General features: G+C 63.4%; 21 protein-coding genes. 18 read left to right on the plus strand and 3 right to left on the minus strand.

All coding sequences use genetic code 11. The annotated features are described in order from the left end of the window. The 12 genes from ABI213_RS16690 to ABI213_RS16745 form a co-directional block, all read left to right on the plus strand. On the plus strand, positions 1-394 hold a 394-nt coding region (locus tag ABI213_RS16690; RefSeq protein ID WP_348027933.1), incomplete at its 5' end, for a cyanophycin synthetase. Then, complete coding sequence (gene mraY / locus ABI213_RS16695) at positions 384-1,562, plus strand: phospho-N-acetylmuramoyl-pentapeptide-transferase (RefSeq protein ID WP_348009040.1); 1,179 nt, start codon at positions 384-386, stop codon at positions 1,560-1,562. The genes ABI213_RS16690 and mraY, both read left to right, overlap by 11 nt. Before the next feature lie 4 nt (positions 1,563-1,566). After that, entirely contained in the window at positions 1,567-3,198 is a 1,632-nt protein-coding gene (gene murD / locus ABI213_RS16700; RefSeq protein ID WP_348009039.1) for a UDP-N-acetylmuramoyl-L-alanine--D-glutamate ligase, read from the plus strand. Between the two features lie 5 nt (positions 3,199-3,203). Next, the gene (gene ftsW / locus ABI213_RS16705) at positions 3,204-4,454 is read left to right on the plus strand and encodes a putative lipid II flippase FtsW (protein ID WP_348009042.1); all 1,251 of its coding nucleotides are present in this window, start codon (positions 3,204-3,206) and stop codon (positions 4,452-4,454) included. After that, positions 4,451-5,530: an undecaprenyldiphospho-muramoylpentapeptide beta-N-acetylglucosaminyltransferase gene (gene murG / locus ABI213_RS16710; RefSeq protein WP_348009038.1), complete on the plus strand. Its 1,080-nt coding sequence runs from the start codon at positions 4,451-4,453 to the stop codon at positions 5,528-5,530. Before ftsW ends, murG begins: the two co-directional genes overlap by 4 nt. Beyond that, entirely contained in the window at positions 5,527-6,960 is a 1,434-nt protein-coding gene (gene murC, locus ABI213_RS16715) for a UDP-N-acetylmuramate--L-alanine ligase (RefSeq protein ID WP_348009037.1), read from the plus strand. The genes murG and murC overlap by 4 nt, the downstream gene beginning before the upstream one ends. Continuing rightward, on the plus strand, positions 6,957-7,913 hold the full coding sequence (locus ABI213_RS16720) for a D-alanine--D-alanine ligase (protein WP_348009036.1): 957 nt from the start codon (positions 6,957-6,959) through the stop codon (positions 7,911-7,913). The genes murC and ABI213_RS16720 overlap by 4 nt, the downstream gene beginning before the upstream one ends. A 2-nt stretch (positions 7,914-7,915) precedes the next feature. After that, positions 7,916-8,719, plus strand: coding sequence for a cell division protein FtsQ/DivIB (locus ABI213_RS16725; RefSeq protein WP_348009035.1), 804 nt, complete (start codon positions 7,916-7,918; stop codon positions 8,717-8,719). A gap of 15 nt (positions 8,720-8,734) precedes the next feature. After that, a complete protein-coding gene (ftsA, locus tag ABI213_RS16730; RefSeq protein ID WP_348027935.1) occupies positions 8,735-9,964 on the plus strand; it encodes a cell division protein FtsA in 1,230 nt (409 codons plus the stop codon). A 155-nt stretch (positions 9,965-10,119) separates the two neighbouring features. Then, positions 10,120-11,331, plus strand: a complete 1,212-nt coding sequence (gene ftsZ, locus ABI213_RS16735; protein ID WP_348009033.1) for a cell division protein FtsZ — start codon at positions 10,120-10,122, stop codon at positions 11,329-11,331. 143 nt (positions 11,332-11,474) lie between these two features. Continuing rightward, the gene (lpxC, locus tag ABI213_RS16740) at positions 11,475-12,398 is read left to right on the plus strand and encodes a UDP-3-O-acyl-N-acetylglucosamine deacetylase (protein WP_348009032.1); all 924 of its coding nucleotides are present in this window, start codon (positions 11,475-11,477) and stop codon (positions 12,396-12,398) included. A gap of 7 nt (positions 12,399-12,405) precedes the next feature. Then, positions 12,406-12,582 carry a hypothetical protein gene (locus ABI213_RS16745; RefSeq protein ID WP_348009031.1) on the plus strand — a complete coding sequence of 59 codons (177 nt, stop codon included), beginning with the start codon at positions 12,406-12,408 and terminating at the stop codon, positions 12,580-12,582. 4 nt (positions 12,583-12,586) lie between these two features. Here ABI213_RS16745 and ruvC read toward each other — a convergent pair whose 3' ends face one another. From ruvC to ABI213_RS16760, 3 genes are read right to left on the minus strand one after another with little or no spacing between them, the layout of a single operon-like run. Continuing rightward, entirely contained in the window at positions 12,587-13,135 is a 549-nt protein-coding gene (ruvC, locus tag ABI213_RS16750; RefSeq protein WP_348009030.1) for a crossover junction endodeoxyribonuclease RuvC, read from the minus strand. Positions 13,136-13,175: 40 nt separating this feature from the next. Next, a complete protein-coding gene (locus tag ABI213_RS16755; protein ID WP_348009029.1) occupies positions 13,176-14,165 on the minus strand; it encodes a phosphatidate cytidylyltransferase in 990 nt (329 codons plus the stop codon). Beyond that, on the minus strand, positions 14,162-14,869 hold the full coding sequence (locus ABI213_RS16760; protein WP_348009028.1) for a lysophospholipid acyltransferase family protein: 708 nt from the start codon (positions 14,867-14,869) through the stop codon (positions 14,162-14,164). Before ABI213_RS16760 ends, ABI213_RS16755 begins: the two co-directional genes overlap by 4 nt. Before the next feature lie 254 nt (positions 14,870-15,123). Here ABI213_RS16760 and ABI213_RS16765 point away from each other — a divergent pair, with 254 nt between their 5' ends. The 6 genes from ABI213_RS16765 to ABI213_RS16790 form a co-directional block, all read left to right on the plus strand. Continuing rightward, positions 15,124-16,374: an ABC transporter substrate-binding protein gene (locus tag ABI213_RS16765; RefSeq protein WP_348009027.1), complete on the plus strand. Its 1,251-nt coding sequence runs from the start codon at positions 15,124-15,126 to the stop codon at positions 16,372-16,374. 73 nt (positions 16,375-16,447) lie between these two features. Then, on the plus strand, positions 16,448-17,329 hold the full coding sequence (locus ABI213_RS16770; protein WP_348027937.1) for a sugar ABC transporter permease: 882 nt from the start codon (positions 16,448-16,450) through the stop codon (positions 17,327-17,329). Then, entirely contained in the window at positions 17,319-18,173 is an 855-nt protein-coding gene (locus ABI213_RS16775; protein WP_348008959.1) for a carbohydrate ABC transporter permease, read from the plus strand. Before ABI213_RS16770 ends, ABI213_RS16775 begins: the two co-directional genes overlap by 11 nt. A gap of 5 nt (positions 18,174-18,178) precedes the next feature. Further along, positions 18,179-19,249, plus strand: a complete 1,071-nt coding sequence (locus tag ABI213_RS16780) for an ABC transporter ATP-binding protein (RefSeq protein ID WP_348008960.1) — start codon at positions 18,179-18,181, stop codon at positions 19,247-19,249. A 55-nt stretch (positions 19,250-19,304) separates the two neighbouring features. Then, entirely contained in the window at positions 19,305-20,387 is a 1,083-nt protein-coding gene (locus ABI213_RS16785) for a helix-turn-helix domain-containing protein (protein ID WP_348008961.1), read from the plus strand. Positions 20,388-20,481: 94 nt separating this feature from the next. Next, on the plus strand, positions 20,482-22,158 hold a 1,677-nt coding region (locus ABI213_RS16790), incomplete at its 3' end, for a glycoside hydrolase family 3 N-terminal domain-containing protein (RefSeq protein WP_348027939.1).

Genomic DNA, 22,158 nt, shown 5'->3' on the forward strand with positions numbered 1-22,158 from the left:
CCTGACCGTGGTGGACGACAGCTACAACGCCAACCCCGACTCGGTGCAGGCCGCCATTGCGGTGCTCGCCGCTTTGCCTGGCCCGCGACTGCTGGTGCTGGGCGACATGGCCGAGGTGGGTGATCAGGGCCCGCAGTTCCATGCCGAAGCCGGTGCCCAGGCGCAGCGCTGCGGCATCGAGCAGATTGTGACTTTGGGGCCGTTGACGGCCCACCTAAGCGCCTTTGGTGGCCAGCATTTCGACAGCATTGATGCCTTGCTTTCGGCGGTGCAGTCGCTGTTGCCCCAAATGGCCAGCGTGCTGGTCAAGGGCTCGCGCTTCATGCAGATGGAGCGGGTCGTGGCTTTTATACAAAAACAACAACATTCCGAGGATTCCCCCCGTGCTGCCTAGTCTTGCCCAGTGGTTGCAAACCCTGTCACCCGAGTTCGGGTTTTTCCGCGTGTTCCAGTACCTCACGTTCCGTGCGGTGATGGCCGCCATGACGGCCTTGCTGATCGGCGTGGCGGCAGGCCCGATGGTGATCCGCCGTTTGGCGGCGCTGAAGATCGGCCAGCCCATCCGTGGCTACGGCATGGAGAGCCATCTGGCCAAGCAGGGCACGCCCACCATGGGTGGCGTGTTGATTTTGCTGTCCATCGCCATCTCGACCCTGCTGTGGGTGGATTTGAGCAACCGCTTTGTCTGGATCGTGCTGCTGGTGACCCTGGGCTTTGGCGCGATTGGTTGGGTGGACGACTGGCGCAAAGTGGTCAACAAAGACCCCGAGGGCATGCGCTCGCGCGAAAAATACATGTGGCAGTCGCTGATCGGTCTGGTAGCGGCGCTGTACCTGGTGTTCAGCATTTCCGAAAACTCCAATATGCGCGTGCTGGAGCTGTTTTTCAGCTGGGTCCAGTCGGGCTTTGACCTGAGCCTGCCACCCAAGGCGGGCCTGCAACTGCCGTTCTTCAAGGAAGTCAGCTACCCGCTGGGCGTGTTGGGCTTTGTGGTGCTGACCTATCTGGTGATCGTGGGCTCCAGCAATGCCGTCAACTTGACCGACGGCCTGGATGGCCTGGCCATCATGCCGGTGGTGCTGGTGGGCTCTGCGCTGGGCGTATTTGCCTATGTGACGGGCAGCTCGGTCTACTCCAAATACCTGTTTTTGCCGCATATTCCCGGCGCGGGCGAACTGTTGGTGTTCTGCACGGCCATGGCCGGCGCGGGGTTGGCATTTTTATGGTTCAACACCCATCCGGCACAGGTTTTCATGGGCGATGTGGGCGCGCTGGCGCTGGGCGGCGCTTTGGGTACCGTGGCGGTGATCGTGCGCCAGGAAGTGGTGCTGTCCATCATGGGTGGCATCTTCGTGGTCGAGGCTTTGTCGGTGATGCTGCAGGTGAGCTGGTTCAAGTACACCAAGAAGAAATACGGCGCGGGTCGGCGCATCTTGAAGATGGCCCCGTTGCACCACCATTTTGAGAAAAGCGGCTGGAAAGAAACCCAGGTCGTCGTGCGCTTCTGGATCATCACCATGCTGCTGTGCCTGGTGGGCCTGTCCACGTTGAAGCTGCGTTAATACGATGCGGCACTTGCAAGACCTTCCCGTGTTGATACTGGGCCTCGGTGCGTCCGGCCTGGCCATGGCGCGCTGGTGTGCCCAGCATGGCGCGCAGGTCACCGTGGCAGACACGCGCGAGGCCCCGCCCCAACTGGCCAGCTTGCAGGCCGAAGTTCCCACGGCCCAGTTCATCGCGGGCCCATTCAACGCGGCTTTGGCGCAAGGCGTGCGCGCCGTATACCGCTCGCCGGGTCTGTCGCCCGAAACCCTGGCACCCGTGCTGGCCGAAGCCCAGCGGGCAGGCTTGCCGGTGGGCGGCGAGCTGGATCTGTTTGCCCAGGCGCTGGCGGATATGCGCCAAGCTGCTCCTGCCGTAGAGCCGCAGCCTGAGCCGGAGGAAAAGGAAGAAGAGGAAGAAGAGGAAATACTACCGTCGGAAGACGATGAAGCGCCCGTGGCTATCGCCGTGCCCGCCGCCTCGCTGGGTTACCAGCCTGCCGTGCTGGCCATCACCGGCACCAACGGCAAAACCACGGTGACTTCGCTCACTGGCCAACTGGTCGCCCGTGCCGGTAAAACCGTCGCCGTGGCAGGCAATATCGGCCCCACGTTGCTGGATACGCTGGCTGCCCACATGGCGGCAGATACCCTGCCCGAAGTCTGGGTGTTGGAGCTGTCCAGCTTCCAGCTCGACGCGGCGCGCGGTTTTGAGCCCACCGCCGCCGCCGTGCTCAACCTCACGCAAGACCACCTGGACTGGCACGGCAGCATGCAGGCCTATGGCGCTGCCAAAGCCCGTGTCTTTGGCCAGCATGGCTTGATGCTGCTCAACCGCGAAGACCCGGGCGTGATGGCCATGCTGCCCGAGCCGATCCGCGTGCGCCTGCAAAAGCCCCAACTGCGCCGCCACACCACCTTTGGTGGCGACATGCCCCAGCGCCCTGGTGACTTCGGTATTGAAGTCGTCAACGGCATGGCTTGGCTGGTGCGCGCCATGGAGGCCGATGAAACCAAGCGCAAACGCAGCGAAGCCGCGGACGACCTGTACATCCAGCGCCTGATGCCCGCCGACGCACTGCGCATCCGTGGTCGCCACAACGCCGTCAACGCCCTGGCCGCCCTGGCGTTGGCCACGGCGGCAGGCTGCGCGCTGGCGCCCATGCTGTACGGCCTGCGCGAATACCGGGGCGAGCCGCACCGGGTCGAGTCGGTCGATACCGTGCGCGAAATCGAATATTTTGACGACAGCAAAGGCACCAACGTAGGTGCCACCGTGGCCGCGCTGAATGGTTTGGGGGCCGAGCGCCGCATCGTTGCCATTCTGGGCGGTGAGGGCAAAGGCCAGGATTTCACACCACTGGCTGCACCCGTGTCGCGCTACGCCCGTGCGGTGGTGCTGATCGGCCGCGATGCCCCGCAGATCCGCGCCGCACTGGCAGACGCAGGTGTCGCCCTGGTCGATGCCGAGAGCATGGCCCAGGCGGTGCAACTCGCCAGCCAGCGCGCCCATCCCGGCGATGCCGTGCTGATGTCGCCCGCCTGCGCCAGTTTTGACATGTTCAAAAATTACGAGCACCGCGCCCAGGTCTTCATTGAAGCCGTTATGGCTTTGGCCGATGCCGGGCCGGATGCCGACCAGAAGGACGCAGCATGAGCCAGATGTCCCTGCCCCGGTTTCGTGATTGGTTTAAGGGCCTGCCCAAGGCCGCCGCCGATGCCTTGCCGGTCAAGCTCGGTGCCAGCGGTTTCTCTCGCACGCCCAGCCAGCCTACGCGTGTACACGGCTTTGACCAGCCCTTGCTGTGGGTGACGGTGGCTCTACTGGCTTGGGGGCTGGTGATGGTGTATTCGGCCTCGATTGCCATGCCCGACAACCCCCGCTTCGCCAAGTACGACCACAACTTCTTTCTGATCCGGCACGCCGCGTTTCTGTGCGTGGCTTTTGTGGCGGCGCTGATCGCGTTCCAGGTGCCGATGCGCACCTGGGAGCGCTGGGCTCCGTGGCTGTTCATCGTCTCCCTGGTGCTGTTGATTGCGGTGCTGATCCCTGGCGTGGGCAAGGTGGTGTACGGCGCGCGGCGCTGGTTACCCTTGGGGGTGATGAACTTCCAGCCATCCGAGATGGCCAAGTTCGCCATCGTGGTGTACGCGGCCGACTACATGGTGCGCAAGATGGATGTGAAAGAAAACTTCTGGCGCGCTGTCTGGCCGATGGGGGCGGCGGTGGCCACCATCGGCGTGCTGCTGCTGGCCGAGCCCGACATGGGGGCGTTCATGGTGATCGCCGTGATCGCCATGGGCATTCTGTTTTTGGGCGGTGTGAACGCCCGCATGTTCTTCCTGATCGCCACCATCCTGGTGGGTGCGTTCAGCATGATGATTGCTTTCAACGATTACCGCCGGGCACGCATCTTTGCCTACCTGGACCCCTGGAGCGACAGCAATGCACTGGCCAAGGGCTACCAGCTCACCCACTCGCTGATCGCCATTGGCCGGGGTGAGATTTTTGGCGTGGGCCTGGGCGGCAGCATTGAAAAACTCAGCTGGCTGCCCGAGGCGCACACCGACTTCTTGTTGGCCGTGATTGGCGAAGAGTTTGGGTTGGTCGGGGTGGTCACGGTGATCTGCCTGTTCTTCTGGTTGATCCGCCGCATCATGCATATCGGTCGCCAGTCCATTGCGCTAGACCGCTTGTTTGCCGGCCTGGTCGCCCAGGGCGTAGGCCTGTGGATGGGATTTCAGACCTTCATCAATATGGGCGTGAACCTGGGCGCACTGCCGACCAAGGGCCTGACCCTGCCGCTGATGAGCTTTGGTGGCTCGGCGATTTTGTGGAATCTGGTGGCCTTGGCCGTTGTGTTACGCGTCGATTTTGAAAACAGGCAATTGATGCACGGGGCACGCATATGAGCGCGCGCCATTTGGTCGTCATGGCGGCAGGTACCGGTGGACACGTGATCCCCGGCTTGGCCGTAGCACGCGAGATGCAGCAGCGTGGCTGGACCGTCAGCTGGTTGGGCACCTTGCACGGCATGGAAAACAAGCTGGTGCCACCCTCGGGTATCGCCATGGACCGGATCGCCTTCAGCGGACTGCGCGGCAAGGGGCTTATGCATACGCTGACGGGCGGCTTGCGCATGCTGGCGGCGTTCTGGAGCTGCCTGCAGATCCTGCGCCAGCGCCATGCCAGCGCCGTGCTGGGCATGGGCGGCTATGTCTGTTTTCCCGGCGGACTCATGGCCTCGCTGCTGGGCAAACCGTTGATGTTGGTGAATGCCGATGCCGCGCTGCTGATGAGTAACAAGGCTTTGTTGCCGGTGGCCGACCGCGTGGCTTTCGGCTTCGAAGGCCCGGCCACACAGGGCATTCGCCGTGCGGTGGTCACGGGCAATCCGGTGCGTGCCGAGATCGAGTCCATCGCCCTGCCTGCCGAGCGCTTCGCAGGTCGCCAAGGGTCGTTGCGGGTGCTGGTGGTCGGTGGCAGCTTGGGCGCCAAGGCCATCAACGACTGCCTGCCCCAGGCACTGGCCCAACTACCTGCCGACCAGCGTCCCCAGGTGGTGCACCAGACCGGCGTGGCCCAACAGGCCGCTGTGCAAGCGGCCTATGCCGAGCAGGGTATCGCCGCCCAGGTGCTGCCGTTTATCGACGACATGGCCACCGAGTTGGCGGCGTGCGACCTGATCGTGTGCCGCGCCGGAGCCGTCACCGTGAGCGAGTTGTGCGCTGCGGGGGTGGCGGCCGTGCTGGTGCCCTTGGTCGTCAGCACCACCTCGCACCAGCGCGACAACGCATCCTGGCTGGCCGACAAGCAGGCCGGCATCCATTTGCCGCAAGCCGAGCTGACACCCCAACGTCTGGCCGAACTTTTGACCCGCCTGAACCGCGGGCAACTGCTGGCGATGGCCACCCAGGCCCGCGCACTGGCCAAGCCGCATGCGGCGGCGCGCGTGGCCGATGAATTAGAAAGACTGGTACGCCCATGAAACACGCCGTACGCCATTTGCACTTCGTCGGTATCGGCGGCTCCGGCATGTCGGCCATTGCCGAGGTGATCCACAAGCTGGGCTATACCGTCTCGGGTTCGGACCAAAGCGACAGCGCCACGCTGCGCCGACTCGGCGGCTTGGGTATCACCACCTTCATCGGCCACACCCCGGCCAATGTGGCGGGGGCGGACGCCATCGTCACCTCCACCGCCGTCAAGGCCGACAACCCCGAAGTGCTGGCCGCGCGCGAGAACAAGGTACCTATCGTGCCGCGCGCGCTGATGCTGGCCGAACTGATGCGCCTCAAGCAGGGCATTGCCATTGCCGGTACACACGGCAAAACCACTACCACCAGCCTGGTGGCCAGCGTGCTGGTCGAGGCCGGGCTGGATCCGACCTTTGTGATCGGTGGCCGCTTGAACAGCGCCGGGGCCAATGCCCGCCTGGGCACCGGTGACTACATCGTGGTGGAGGCTGACGAATCCGACGCTTCCTTCCTGCACCTGCTGCCGGTGATGGCGGTGGTGACCAATATCGATGCCGACCACATGGAAACCTACGGCCACGACTTCAATAACTTGAAGAAGGCCTTCGTGGACTTTTTGCACCGCATGCCGTTCTACGGCACGGCTATTCTGTGCACCGACGACCCTGGCGTACGCGCCATCGTGGACGAGGTGACCAACCCCGTCACCAGCTACGGTTTTGACGAGGGTGCCCAGGTACGCGCCGTGGACGTGCGGGCCGTGGGCGGCCAGATGCACTTCACCGTGCAGCGTCGCAATGGGGTGGTCTTGTCGGACCTGGACGTGGTGTTGAACCTGCCAGGCCGCCACAACGTGCTGAACGCGTTGTCGGCCATCGCCATCGCCGCGGAGTTGGACCTCCCCGATGCCGCTGTGCAGCGTGCGCTGGCCACTTTTGAAGGTGTGGGCCGCCGCTTCCAGCCCTACGGCGAGCAGCCCGCCAAAGACGGCGGCACATTTACCTTGGTGGACGACTACGGCCACCACCCCGTCGAAATGGCGGCCACCTTGTCGGCTGCGCGCGGCGCGTTTCCGGGCCGTCGCCTGGTGCTGGCCTTCCAGCCGCACCGCTATAGCCGTACGCGTGACTGCTTTGAAGATTTTGTGCGGGTGATTGGCGAGGCCGATGTGGTGCTGCTGGGCGAAATCTACGCCGCGGGCGAGGCCCCCATCGTCGCCGCCGACGGCCGCGCGCTGGCCCGTGCCCTGCGCGTGGCGGGCCGGGTGGAGCCTGTCTTCGTCGACGACATCGCCGCCATGCCGCAGGCGATTGCCGACACCGCCCGCGACGGTGATGTGGTGCTGTGCATGGGCGCAGGCTCCATCGGTGCTGTACCGGGCAAGGTGGTTGATTTGCTATCGAAAAAAGAGCTGCTTGCGCAGGCAGCACCTGCGCTATGACCCTAAATTCTATAAATCTCGGAAAAGTGGCCGTGTTGATGGGCGGCGCGTCGGCGGAGCGCGAGGTGTCGCTCATGTCCGGCAACGGCGTGCTGGCCGCGCTGCACAGCCAGGGTGTCGATGCGCACGCGTTCGACCCGTCAGAACGCGATCTGGGCGACCTCAAGCGCGAAGGCTTTGCGCGCTGCTTCATCGCCCTGCATGGCCGCTTTGGCGAAGACGGCACGGTGCAGGGCGCGCTGGAGCTGCTGGGTATTCCTTACACCGGCTCCGGTGTCATGGCTTCCAGCATCGCGATCGCCAAGGTCATGACCAAGCGCATTTGGCGTGCCGAAGGCCTGCCCACTCCCGGCTGGTTCGAGGTGGACAGCGCCGAGGCGACCCGCCACGCCTTTGGCGCGCTGGGCGCACCGATGATCGTCAAGCCCGCCCGCGAAGGTTCGTCCATTGGCCTGACCAAGGTGCTGACGCTGGAAGCCTGCGAGGCGGCATTTGTCGCTGCCGCGCAGCTGGACAGCAATGTGCTGTGCGAACAATTTGTCAGCGGTGACGAGGTGACGGTGCCGGTACTGGGCACGGGCGCGCAGGCCGAGGTGCTGCCGGTGGTGCGCATCGTCGCCCCCGAAGGCAAGTACGACTACCAGAACAAATACTTCACCGACACCACCCAGTATCTGGTGCCCTGCGGCCTGCCCGAGGGCGAAGAGGCGGCGATCCAGGCGCTGGTGCGCAAAGCCTTTCTGACCCTGGGCTGCCGTGGCTGGGCCCGCGCCGACGTGATGATCGACGCGGCTACCCGCCAGCCCTACCTGCTGGAGATCAACACCGCGCCCGGCATGACCAGCCATTCGCTGGTGCCCATGTCGGCGCGCGCCGCAGGCATTAGCTATGAAGCCCTGTGCGTGCGCCTGCTGCAAACGGCCGCGCTGGACTACGGAATCCCGACGGCCTGAATATGCAAAAAGTCGCTGCTCCTTTGGACGTGAAACTCATGAACGCCACCGCCACGGTGCTGTTCCTGGGCGCGCTCGTCCTCGGACTGGTGGCGCTGGTGCAATGGACGGCACGCCAGCCGCTGTTTGCCATCCGCGGGATTTCGGTGGTGGGCGATGTGGTGCACAACAACGATGTGACGCTGCGCGCCAACCTGGGCGGCAAGATCAAAGGCACCTTTTTCACGGTGGACCTGAACGCCACCAAGGCCGCTTTCGAGGCTGTGCCTTGGGTGCGCAAGGCGGTGGTGCGGCGTGAGTTCCCCAACCGCCTGCGGGTGGTGTTGCAAGAGCAGCAGGCCGCCGCCTACTGGGGCGACGATAGCGATTCGCGCCTGCTGAACAACTACGGTGAAGTGTTTGAGGCCAACGTCGGCGAGGTGGACCGCGACGACATGCCCCACCTGGACGGCCCGGTAGAGCAGGCGGGCCAGATTCTGGGCATGTACCGCACGCTGGCCCCCTTGCTAGCCCCGTTGGACATGAGCTTGGACCAGCTGACCCTGACCAAACGCGGCGGCTGGCACATACAGACCGATGCCGGTGGCGAGCTCGAACTGGGCCGTGGCACGGCCGAAGAAATTACCCAGCGCGTGCAGCGCTTTATCGGCACCGTGGCCCAGGTGGCCAAGGAATATGGTCGCACGGTGGATGCCGTCGAACAGGCCGATCTGCGCTACACCGAAGGTTACGCCCTGCGCTTGCGCGGCGTCACCACCTTGGCCACACCGGCACCGGTGCCCAAGTCAAAAGCAATAGACCATTGAATTACAGGACGCACTATGGCAAAAGAGTACAAAGATTTAGTCGTCGGGGTGGACATCGGCACCGCCAAGGTGATGGTGGTGGTGGCCGAGGTGCTGGCAGGCGGGGAGCTCAAGCTGGCCGGTTTTGGCGTGGCCCCCAGCAACGGCCTCAAGCGCGGTGTGGTGGTGAATATTGACGCGACCGTGCAAAGCATCCAGATGGCACTGAAAGAGGCCGAGCTGATGGCCGACTGCAAGATATCCCACGTCTACACCGGCATCACCGGCAGCCACATCCGGGGCATCAATTCCAGCGGCATGGTGGCGGTAAAAGACCGCGAAGTCACCGCCGCCGATGTGGCCCGCGTGGTGGAAACCGCCAAGGCCATCCACATCTCTACCGACCAACGTCTGCTGCTGGTGGAGCCGCAGGAATTCATCATCGACGGACAGGACGTGAAAGAGCCGATCGGCATTAGCGGCATCCGCCTGGAAGCCAAGGTGCACATCGTGACCGGCGCCCAAAGCGCAGCCGAGAACATCATCAAATGCATACGCCGTTGCGGGCTGGACGTGGACCAGCTGATGCTGAACCCGCTGGCCAGCAGCCTGTCGGTGTTAACCGAAGACGAGCGCGAGCTGGGCGTGGCCCTGGTGGACATTGGCGCGGGCACCACCGACGTGGCCATTTTTACCAACGGCGCGATCCGCCACACCGCCGTGATCCCGATTGCCGGTGACCTGATCACCAGCGATATCGCCATGGCCTTGCGCACGCCCACCAAGGACGCGGAAGACATCAAGGTTGAAAGCGGCTACGCCAAGCAGTTGCTGGCCGACCCGGAAGCCCAGGTGGAAGTACCCGGCCTGGGCGACCGGGGTCCGCGCATGCTGAGCCGCCAGGCGCTGGCGGGCGTGATTGAGCCCCGCGTCGAAGAAATCTATTCGCTGGTGGCCCAGGTCATTCGCGAGTCGGGCTTTGAAGACGTGCTGTCCAGCGGCATTGTGCTCACCGGTGGCAGCGTGGTCATGCCCGGCATGGTCGAGCTGGGCGAAGACATCTTTTTGAAACCCGTGCGCCGCGGTGTACCCAAGTACCGGGGCGCGCTGTCCGACATGGTTTCGCAGCCCCGCGCCGCCACGGTGATGGGCCTGCTGGAAGAGGCCCGCATCGGCCGCGCCCGTGGCTTCAAGGTGGCACAGAAAAACGGCTCCATGAAGACCGCGGTCGGCCGCGTCAAAGACTGGTTTGTGGGGAACTTTTAACCATGCGCACCACCCACTCCCTACCGCGCGGCAGCCCTGCATGTATGGCACTTTGGCGATGGCGGGCCTGCCATCCACCCTGGTCCCAAGTCACCCCGTTTCGTTTTTGAATATTGAAGTAACAGCACCCCATTGACACCATGAAGGAGAACCACATGCCTATCGAAATGATTGAAGTCGAAGAATTTAACCTGGGCACCCAGATCAAAGTGATCGGTGTCGGCGGCGGCGGCGGCAATGCCGTCGAGCACATGATTGGCTGCAACGTCCAGGGCGTGGAGTTCATCAGCGCCAACACCGACGCCCAGGCCCTGGGCCGCAGCGTGGCGCACAAGACCATCCAACTGGGCCTGAGCGGCCTGGGCGCCGGCAGCAAGCCCGACAAGGGCCGTGAAGCGGCCGAGCTGGCCGTGGACGACATCCGCGCGGCCATAGCGGGTGCGCACATGCTGTTTATCACCGCCGGCATGGGCGGCGGTACCGGCACCGGCGCGGCTCCGGTGATTGCCCGGGTGGCCAAGGAAATGGGCATTCTGACCGTGGGCGTGATCACCAAGCCTTTCGACTTCGAAGGCCCAAAACGCATGGCCAACGCCGACAACGGCCTGGCCGAGCTGGAAGCCAATGTGGATTCGCTGATCGTGGTGCTGAACGAGAAGCTGCTCGAAGTGCTGGGTGATGACGTGACGCAAGACGAAGCCTTTGCCCACGCCAACGACGTGCTGAAAAACGCCGTCGGCGGGATTGCCGAAATCATCAACGTGCCCGGCCATGTGAACGTCGACTTTGAAGACGTGCGCACCGTCATGGGCGAGCCCGGCAAAGCCATGATGGGTACTGCCGTGGCCGACGGCCCCGACCGCGCCCGCATCGCCGCCGAGCAGGCCGTGGCCTGCCCACTGCTGGAAGGTATCGACCTGTCGGGTGCCAAGGGTGTATTGGTGCTCATCACCGCGGCCAAGGGTTCGCTCAAGCTGAACGAATCCAAGCTGGCCATGAACACCATCCGCGCCTACGCCTCGCCCGACGCGCACGTGATCTACGGCACGGCCTACGACGACGGCCTGGGCGACAAGATCCGCGTCACAGTGGTGGCCACTGGTCTGAGCAAACGCCGCGTGGCAGCCCCGCTGCAAGTGGTGGTGCAGCGCACGGGTACCGACAACGTTGGCTTTACGCTGCCCGTGCAAGGCAACGGTAATGGCATGGGTATTGGCAATGCCCAGCCTGACTACGAGTCGCTGCGCGGCCCCGCGGTTTGGCGCACGCCCAACCGCACCCAGGCCAGTGCCCGGGTGGATGCGCTGTCTTCCGGCGGCATGGACGACTATGAAATCCCGGCCTTCCTGCGCAAGCAGGCAGACTGAGGATGTGCGCGAACGGGCGCCCCGGGAGTGGGGCGCTTGTCGCGTAGCGTGTCTATGAATGGGTTGATGGCCATAGCGGTTCTCAATTTGATCCATCAAGCTTGCTGATCACGGGTTATCCACCCGCCAATTAAAATTACAAAATGCTGCAGCAACGAACCCTCAAGTCCCTCACCAGTGCCGTCGGTGTGGGCGTGCACAGCGGCCAGCGGGTCGAGTTGACGCTGCGCCCGGCACCGCCGGATACCGGCATCGTGTTTCGCCGTACCGATCTGCCCGTGCCGGTGGACATCGCCATGACCGCTACCTCGGTCACCGACACCCGCATGGCCACTACCGTCTCCAGCGGCTCGACCAAGGTGTCCACCGTCGAACATCTGATGTCGGCCTGCTCTGGCCTGGGCATTGACAACCTGATTGTGGAAATCACCGCCGAAGAAGTGCCTATCCTCGACGGCTCGGCCGGGGCTTTTGTCTACCTGCTGCAAACCGCAGGGATCGAACTGCAAAAAGCCCCGCGCCGCTTCATCCGCGTGCTGCAGCCCGTGGAAGTGCGCGAAGGCACGGGTATGGCAGAAAAGTGGGCCCGGCTGGAGCCGTACCACGGCTACAAGCTGAGTTTTGACATCATTTTTGACCACCCGGCGGTAGATTCGACCGGCCAGCATGTTGAGTTCGACCTGGGCTCGGGCTCCTACATCCGCGACATCGCCCGCGCCCGCACTTTCGGCTTCACCCGCGATGCCGAGATGCTGCGCGCCAACGGCCTGGGCCTGGGTGGCGGCATGGACAACGCCATCCTGATGGACGATTACAAAGTGCTCAACGCTGGTGGTCTGCGCTACGACGATGAATTCGTGAAGCACAAGGTGCTGGACGCGATGGGCGACATGTACATGCTGGGCAAACCCCTGCTGGCCAGCTACAGCGCCATGAAGTCCGGCCACGCGCTGAACAACAAGCTGATCCGCGCCCTGATGCTGAACACCGAAGCCTGGGAAATCGTCACGTTTGACGACGCATCCAAGGCCCCCAGCGGCTTCGCCCAACTCGCCCGCGCCTGGTAGCTGGGCAATGCTGCTGTTCCGCTGGGCCATCCTTTTCCTGCTGCTGGGCGCTGGTGTGTCCTTCGCTTTCTATGTCGGTACGCGCGACCGCCGCTACCTGCGCTGGGGCTGGGCGGTGCTGAAGTGGACGCTGCTGGCGGCGTTTGGATTTTTCACGGTGCTGATTCTGGAGCGGCTGGCCTGAGTCTTTAGTTGATGCGTCCGTCGCGGTACATGCCGCTGGTTTTACGGGTTAGCGGTGTCGCTTGCGCCAACCGGGCCATCGCATGCCCCACGTGCGCGTGGGTGATGGCCATGCCCAGCGCGTCGGCGGCATCCTTGCCGGGCAACACAGGCAGTTTCAACAGGCGTTTGACCATCTCCTGCACCTGGGTCTTGTCGGCCCGGCCGTGGCCGACCACGGCTTTTTTCATCTGCAGCGCGGTGTATTCCGCCACCGGCATGTTGCTGTGCCCTAGCGCCGCCAAGCTGGCTCCGCGCGCCTGGCCCAGCAACAGGGTGGACTGGGGGTTCACGTTCACAAAGATGATTTCCACCGAGGCGGCATCGGGCTCGTAGCGGGTACAGACCTCGCAAATCCCGTCAAACAAAATCTTGATGCGCGCAGGTAACTGCCCCAGGTCCAGGTGCGTGGTCTTGATGGTGCCACTGGCCACGTAGCTGAGGTTGGAGCCATCCACGTCGATGATGCCGAAGCCCGTGGTCTGTAAGCCGGGGTCGATGCCGAGAAGTCGCATGCTATTTATTTGGTAGCTGGTGGTGCAGGTAGAGTATGCGCTACAGCCTGAAAAACCAACGAACCGAGTGGAAGAAGATCGGCGCCGCAAAACACAGGGCATCGACCCGGTCCAGCAGGCCGGTCGCGCCGGTGATGGACTGGCCCTGGCTGCCCCAGTTGGTGATGCCGCGGTCGCGTTTCAGGGCCTTCATCACCAAATGGCCGGCCGTGCCTGCCACGCAGGCGATCAGCGCCATGGCCAGGGCCTGGCCGGGTTTGAAAGGCGTGATGCCCGCCAGCAAACCACCCGCCAGGCCCCCAGCGGCCACGCCCATCGCCCAACTGGTCCAGTTGAAACTTTGGCTGATGTGCGGCGCGCGCGGTGGGCGTTTGAGTTTGCGCGAGGCCAGGTGCTGTACCAGCATGCAGGTCTGCACCACCAGCACCAGAAAGAACACTAAAAAAGCGCTTTTGTCGGCGTAGCCGGGGATTTCCAGGCGCACCAGGGCGGGGATGTGGCTGGTGCCGTAGACACAGACCATGATGCCCCACTGCATCTTGGCGTTGCGCTCCAGAAAGCGGTGCGGATCGTCGGCCAGCGCGCCCACCAGCGGCAGGGCCAGAAACACGTACACCGGGATGAACACCGTGAACAGGTCGAAATGCCGCCCGCCCGCCATCCAGAACTGCACCGGCAGCACCACAAAGAACGCCAGGATCAGGCTGCGGTGGTCACCCCGGTGGGTGGGCGACAGGGTGATGAATTCGCGCAGCGCAAAAAACGCCACCAGGCCAAACAGGCTGATCGCAAACCAGCCGCCCAGCACCCAACCCAGCCAGAAGGTGGCGGCCATGAACCAGGTGTTTTTCAGCACCAGGCGCAGGTCGTTCAGGTCGGAGCCGAAGGCGGCCTTGAAGTCCCCGTCATCGCGCTCGCGCAGCGACACCAGCAGCAGTGCGGCGCTGGCCAGCGACAGCACACCAAACACCAGAAAAAACAGCGCGGCCACCTGCTGGCTGCCGCTCAGAGCGCGTAAAAATTGGTTCATATGTCTCGCAGGGCGATCACGTTCAGCCGCGCCCGGTCCAGAAACGCCCGGCGCTCTTCGCCCGGCTCCACCTGCATCGGCGTGCCAAAGGTCACCGAGCACAGCACCGGCACCGGAATCACCTCGCCCTTAGGCATCACCCGCTGCACGTTGTGGATCCAGGTGGGTACCAGCACCACCTGCGGAAACTGCACCGCCAGGTTGAATAGCCCGGCCTTGAAGGGCTGGGGCTCGGGCGCAAAGCCCCGCGTGCCCTCGGGGAACAGGATGATGGAATCGCCGCTCTCTAGCGCGTCCACCAGCGGCTCCAGCGGGTCAAAAAAATGGGGGTCAGATTCCAAATTCGCCTGCCCGTTGCCGGGCATGTCTGAGGGCGCATCTGCGCCCTGCGAAATTGGAATCTGACCCCCATTTTTTTCCTTGGTGCGGCTGCGGTCAATGTAGATGGCGTTGAAGACGGCGCTGGTCAGCCATTTCTTGAAGCGCGAGTTGGTCCAGTAGTCTTTGGCGGCAATGGGGCGGGTGATGCTGCGCAGCTCGGTCGGCAGGGCGGCCCAGATCAGTACCAGATCGACGTGGCTCTGGTGGTTGGCAAAGTAAATACGCTGTTCGGCCTTGGGCGGGCAGCCGTACCAGCGGGCTTGGGCCCCGGTCAGCAGCCGTACGATGCCTAACAAAATGAAACTGGTGAACTTGGCAAGCATGGCCGCGATGATAAGCGGGCAGGGTGGAGCGACCGACGTTTTACGTGTAAAAAGTGCTTCTGGCGCAATATCTATCTGCGCTGGTAGCTATGAAATATGTAGTATTTCTAGGCCAATAGAGGGAAAGCCCTAATATTCATAATTCATTAATTAATAGAAAATTACGACCCTCAGCTAGGCATGGTGCCGCGCTGAACCCAACCTTTGCCCCGGCCTCCTACTTCTGCGAGGCGGCAAATCCAGGAGACAGATTGATGATGAAGCTTTCCAAAGTAGCGCTGGCCATGGCTGTAGTGGTGTCGGCAGGTGCATTGCACGCCGGTGAAGTCGAAGTGCTGCACTACTGGACCTCGGGCGGCGAGGCCAAGTCGGTCGCCGAACTGAAGAAGATCATGCAGGCCAAGGGCCACGTCTGGAAAGACTTCGCCGTGGCCGGTGGCGGTGGCGACAACGCCGCCACGGTGTTGAAGAGCCGGGTGGTTTCGGGAAACCCCCCAGCCGCCGCCCAGATCAAGGGCCCTGCGATCCAAGAGTGGGCTGCTGAAGGCGTGCTGGCCAACCTGGACAGCGTGGCCAAGGCCGAAAAATGGGACAGCCTGCTGCCCAAGGCCGTGGCCGACGGCATGAAGTACAAGGGCAGCTACGTGGCCGTACCGGTCAACGTGCACCGTGTGAACTGGATCTGGGCCAACCCCGAAGTGCTGAAAAAAGCCGGTGTGGCCGGCATGCCCAAGACCTTTCCCGAGTTCTTCGCCGCCGCCGACAAGATCAAGGCTGCCGGCCTGATCGCCGTGGCGCACGGTGGCCAGAACTGGCAAGACTTCACCACCTTTGAATCGGTGGTGCTGGGCGTGGGCGGTGCCAAGTTCTACAGCGATGCGCTGGTGCGCCTCGACCCCAAGGCGCTGAACAGCCCCACCATGAAGACCTCGCTGGAAACCTTCCGCAAGATCAAGGGCTACACCGACGCCGCCTCCGCAGGCCGCGACTGGAACCTGACCACCGCCATGGTGATGCAGGGCAAGGCCGGCTTCCAGTTCATGGGCGACTGGGCCAAGGGCGAGTTCCTGGCCGCTGGCAAGGTGCCGGGCAAGGACTTCCTGTGTGCTGCCGCCCCCGGCACCGCCACAGCCTACACCTACAACATCGACTCGTTCGCCATGTTCAAGCTCAAGTCGGCCGATGCGCAAAAAGCCCAGGGCGACCTGGCTGCCGCCATCATGGGCACCGAGTTCCAGGAAATCTTCAACCTGAACAAGGGCTCGATCCCCGTGCGTTTGAACATGAACCTGGACAAGTTTGACGACTGCGCCAAGCAGTCGGCCAAAGACTTTGTGACCACCTCCAAGACCGGTAGCCTGGTGCCTTCCATCGCCCACGGCATGGCTGTCAGCCCCGCGGCTGAAGGTGCGATCAAGGACGCTGTGAGCCAGTTCTGGAACGACGACAAGATCAGTGTCGACGCCGCCATGAAGAACATCGCCTCCGCCGCCCAGACCAAGTAATTCTTCGGTCTAGCCCCCCGACTGTGGTTCGCCGCAGGCGGGGGGCTTTTTGTCCATTGCGAGAGCGAAATCTATGAAACTGAATTTTGAGCAGGCACTGCCCAAGCTGGTGGTTGCGCCCGGCTTTGTGCTGGGCTTTGCCTTTATCTACGGGCTGATGATTTGGAACGGCGTGCTGTCGGTGACCGCGTCGCGCATGCTGCCCAACTACGACGAATTCGTCGGCCTGGCGCAGTACGCCAAATTGTTTGAGATGGACCGCTGGTGGCTGGCCCTGAAGAACCTGGGCATCTTCAGCGTGCTGTACGTGGGCGGCGCAATGCTGATCGGCATGGCCCTGGCCATCGTGCTGGACCAAAAGGTCCGCGCCGAAGGCCTGCTGCGCACCATTTATTTGTACCCTATGGCGCTGTCCTTCATCGTCACCGGCACCGCCTGGAAGTGGATGCTCAACCCCAGCCTGGGTTTAGAGAAGCTGATGCACGACATCGGCTGGAGCAGCTTCAGCTTTGACTGGCTGGTGCAGAGCGACACCGCGATTTACTGCGTGGTGATTGCCGGTATCTGGCAGTCTGCCGGGTTTGCCATGGCCCTGTTTTTGGCAGGGCTGCGCGGTATCGACGACAGCATCATCAAGGCCGCACAGATCGACGGTGCCAGCCTGCCGCGCATTTACTGGCGCATCATTTTGCCGATTTTGCGGCCGGTGGTTTTCTCTACCGTGATGGTCTTGTCGCACCTGTCCATCAAGAGCTTCGACCTGGTGATGGCCCTGACCGGCGGCGGCCCCGGCTATGCCACCGACGTGCCCGCCACCTTCATGTACGTCATGAGCTTTACCCGCGGCCAGATCGGCCTGGGTGCCGCCAGCGCCACCATGATGCTGGCCACGGTTGCCGCCATCGTGGTGCCTTATTTGTACAGTGAACTGCGGAGCAAACCCCATGATCGGTAAGAGTCTTTCCCGTGTGCTGATCTACGGCGTGCTGTTCATTGCGGCGCTGTTTTTCCTGGCACCCATGTATGTGATGCTGGCCACCTCGTTCAAGGACGCGGAAGAAATCCGCAGTGGCAATTTGCTCAGCCTGCCGCACGGTCTGAACTTTGAAGCCTGGACGCTGGCCTGGTCCAGCGCCTGTACCGGCACCGACTGCCGGGGGCTGCAGCCGTTCTTTTGGAACTCGGTGCTGATCGTGTTTCCGGCGGTGATCATCTCGACGCTGTGGGGCGCTATCAACGGCTACGTGCTGAGCCTGTGGAAGTTCAAGGGCAGCGAAGTGCTGTTTGGCTTCATGCTGTTTGGCGTGTTCATGCCGTTCCAGGTGGTGCTGTTGCCCATGAGCCAGATTCTGGGCTGGCTGGGCATTTCCAGCTCGGTGTACGGGCTGATCTTTGTGCACTGCCTGGCCGGTCTGGCGGGCACCACGCTGTTTTTCCGCAACTATTACGCCGCTATTCCCAAAGAGCTGGTCAACGCTGCGCGCATCGACGGCGCGGGCTTCTGGCGCATCTTTATCCGCATCATCGTGCCGCTGTCCACACCCATCGTGATGGTCACGCTGATCTGGCAATTCACCAATATCTGGAACGACTTTTTGTTCGGCGTGGCCTTCAGCGGTGCGGACAGCAAGCCCATCACCGTGGGCCTGAACAACATGGTTAACACCACCAGCAGCGTGAAAAACTACAACGTCGACATGGCCGCTGCCGTGATCGCGGGCCTGCCCACCATCCTCATCTACGTGCTGGCAGGCAAATTCTTCGTTAAAGGACTGACGGCTGGTGCCGTCAAGGGATAAAAATTATGGCATCCGCACTCCACATTCAAGGCATCCGCAAAACCTTCGGCAACGGCGACAAAATGGTCGAGGTGCTCAAGCGCATCGATATCGACGTGGCCCCGGGTGAATTTCTGATCCTGGTCGGTCCGTCCGGCTGCGGCAAGTCCACCTTGCTCAACATCATTGCCGGGCTGGAAGAGCCCACCGAGGGCGACATTCGCATCGGCGACCGCAACGTGGTGGGCGTGGCCCCGGCCCAGCGCGACATCGCCATGGTGTTCCAAAGCTACGCGCTGTACCCCACCATGAGCGTGGCCGAAAACATCGGCTTTGCGCTGGAAATGCGCAAAGTGCCCAAGGCCGACCGCGAAAAGCGCATCAACGAAGTCGCCGCCATGCTGCAAATCACCCACCTGCTAGACCGCCGCCCCGCGCAGCTGTCAGGTGGCCAGCGCCAGCGCGTGGCCATGGGCCGGGCCTTGGCACGCCAGCCGCAGCTGTTCTTGTTCGACGAACCGCTATCGAATCTGGATGCCAAGCTGCGGGTCGAGATGCGGGCCGAAATCAAGCGCCTGCACCAGGTCAGCGGCATCACCAGCGTCTACGTGACCCACGACCAGATCGAGGCCATGACCCTGGGCAGCCGCATCGCGGTGATGAAAGACGGCGTGCTGCAGCAACTGGGCACGCCCGACGACATCTACAGCCGCCCGGCCAATACTTATGTCGCCAGCTTCATTGGCTCGCCTACTATGAATTTAATAGCTGGCCGCGCAGGCTCTGCAGACGCTAGCGGCCAATTTTCTATACAAGGTGCGAATCTGCCGCTGGACTGCCCGCTGCCGGGCGTGGATACGCTGCTGGGCCTGCGCCCCGAGCACATTGAGCTGGCCGATGCCTCTGGCTGGCGCGGCGAGGTTAGCCTGGTGGAGCCCACCGGGGCCGACACCTATGTGGTGGTCAAGACCGCGGCGGGCCTGGTCACCGTGCGTACCGCCCCGCAGGTCAGCGTCAAGCCCGGCGACACCGTAGGCCTGCATGTGGCCGCCGCGCAGGTGAGCTGGTTTGACGCGAAAAGCGGCGTGCGGATGTAGGATTCGAAAACAATAGCTACTAACGCAGATAGATTCTGCGCTGGAGGTGGTTTTTATGGGTAAAAGCATCGCACCGGGCCTGCTGGCACCGGCAACCAAGTCCGTGGCCAGTTTTTTGGCGCGTTACGCCCTGAAAACTGCCGAGCGCAACGGCATCGGCCCGCAAGAGTTCCAGCGCCTGACGGGCATCTCCGCGTGGGAAGTGCAGTCTGCGCAGGCCCGCATACCGGCCCACAAGCACCTGGCCATGATGCGGTTGGCGCAGCAGTTGCCGTTTTCGCCAGAATTTTTCGAGCTGGACATGCCCACGCGCTGGCAGGTGCTGCCCACCCTGTACGCGGTGGTGGCCAATGCGCCCAGCCTGGTGCAGGGCCTGGGCGCTTATCTGCACTACCGCAGCCTGATCGGCAATGTGGACACGCTGACCTGCCACCGCGAGGGCGCGCAGTTCGAGTTTGGCTACCTGCAGGACGACCCCGACAACGTGGCATTGAGCGCATTTGGCAACTTCTTCCTGCTGCTGGACATCGTGCGCCACTACGACCCGCAGGGCGCGCGGGCCTGCGTGCTGGAGCTGACTGGCCAGCCGTTTGCCAGCGTCGCCCTGCTGCGCCGTGAAATTGGCTGTGAGGTACGGTTCGGGCAAGAGCGCAACTTTTTGCGGGTGGCGGTGCCCGCCAGCGACCAGCCGTACGCACAGCACAACCCGGCCCTGCATGGCTTCTTTTTGGCGCAGGCGGGTGCCGACCTGGCCCGGCTGCAGCCGCCAGACACGTTTGCGCTGCGCCTGCAACGCTTTCTGGCCACCGCCATTGCGGCGGGCGATGCCATCGGCCCGGACAACCAGTTGCTGGCCGCCGCCTGCGCGCATTTTCAAACCTCGCGCTGGAGCCTGCACCGCAGCCTGCAACTGGAAGACACCCATTTTCAAGACGTGTTGGGCCAGGTGCGCGCCGCCGAGGCCCAGCGCCTGCTGCTGCAGCCCTGTGCGATTGCCGAGATCAGCGACTTGCTGGGCTTTGCGTCACTCAGCAGCTTTTCGCGGTTTTTCAGCGGCGCGTTCGGCATGTCGCCGTCGCAGTACCGCAAAAACGGGGGCCGTTTGACAATTTCTGAACCGGCTGCAACGCTGGGATAAATCCCGCTACCGGCGGTCAAATGCGCAGCGGTCTCCCTGGCTACAGTGGCATTGGTTACCCAAAACCAATCCAAAAAATACCAGGAGACAAAACATGTATATCCAACGCCCCTTGATCGCCGCCATGCTGGCCGCCGGACTTCTCGCCGCCTGCGGCGGTGACGATGCCCCCCCCACTGCCGACCAGCAAGCCAGCGACCTGCTGGCCAAGATGACGCTAGACGAGAAGATCCAGCTGGTCCACGGCGCGGGTTATGGCCTGCCCGAAGCCCTTGGCGGAGCCGGCGTGGTGAAGGGCATTCCCCGCCTGGGCATACCCGACCTGACCAATGCCGACTCGGCCGGCGGGGTCAACGTGGTGGGCTCAAACGCCACGCCGTACCCGGCCCCCATCGCCCTGGCGGCCAGTTGGGACCCGGCGCTGGCCCACAGCTACGGCAGCGGTATCGCCACCGAACTGCGCACGCTGGGCTTTGCCGAAGGCCTGGGCGGCGGTGTCAACCTGGCACGCGAGCCACGCAATGGCCGCACTTTTGAGTACATGGGCGAAGACCCGGTGCTGGCGGGCAACATGATCGCGCAGCGCACGCTGGGCACCCAGTCGCAAAAGGTGATTGCCACCATCAAGCATTACGCGGGCAACGAACAGGAAACCAACCGCTGGGCTGGCTCCAACTCGGTCATCGACGAGCGCACCCTGCGTGAGCTGTACCTGCTGCCGTTCGAGATCGGTGTTAAGGACGGTGCGCCCGGCAACGTGATGTGCGCCTACAACCTGGTCAACGGCCTGCAAGCCTGCGAAAGCCCCTACCTGCTGACCGACGTGCTCAAGACCGAATGGGGCTTCAAGGGCATCGTCCAGTCGGACTGGTTCTTTGCGGTGACCGACACCGTGCGTGCCGCCAACGCCGGGCTGGACGAGGAGGAGGCGGGCGCTGCCGATGACAGCGTAGGGGCCAACCTGGGCGGTTTCCAATTGCCCGTCACCTATTTCAACCAAAAGCTCAAGGCCGCCGTGCAGGCCGGTACCGTGCCCATGGCCCGCCTGAACGACATGGTGCAGCGCAAGCTGCGCACCCTGTACGCCAGCGGCGTGATGGCATCGCCCCCCAAGGCCGGTGGCAGCATCGACCAGGCCGCCGGTAATGTTGCGGCCCAAAAGGTGGCCGAGCAGTCCATCGTGTTGTTGAAAAACGCCACGCCCACGGGTGGCACTGCCAGCGTGCTGCCGCTGAGTGCCACGGCGGCGCAAACCATCGTGGTGATTGGCGGCCACGCGGATGCGGGCGTGATCTCTGGCGGTGGCTCCGGTGCCGTGCCCGCGCGGGACGGCAACGCCGTCACCTGCCTGGTCCCCGGCGCGGGCCTGTTCAGTACCTGCGCCACCTGGTACAAATCTTCACCGCTGGCCGCGATCAAGGCCCTGGCACCGAACGCCACCGTCACCTACCTGGACGGTAGCGACGCTGCGGCAGCGGCCACGGCAGCCGCAGCGGCCGATGTCGCCATCGTCTTTGCCACCCAGTGGCAAACCGAAGGGGCGGACCTGCCCAACCTGAGCCTGCCCAACAACGCCGCCGACCCGGCCAACCAGGCTTACGACCAGAATGGGCTGATCACCGCCGTGGCGGCGGTCGCCAAGCGCAGCGTGGTGGTACTGGAAACCGGCACTGCCGTCACCATGCCCTGGCTGGGCAACGTCAACGCCGTGCTGGAGGCCTGGTATCCCGGCGTGCAGGGCGGCCCGGCCATTGCCAACGTGCTGTTTGGC

It is taken from the genome of Rhodoferax sp. (assembly GCF_039922535.1).
GTDB lineage: Bacteria > Pseudomonadota > Gammaproteobacteria > Burkholderiales > Burkholderiaceae_C > Rhodoferax_B.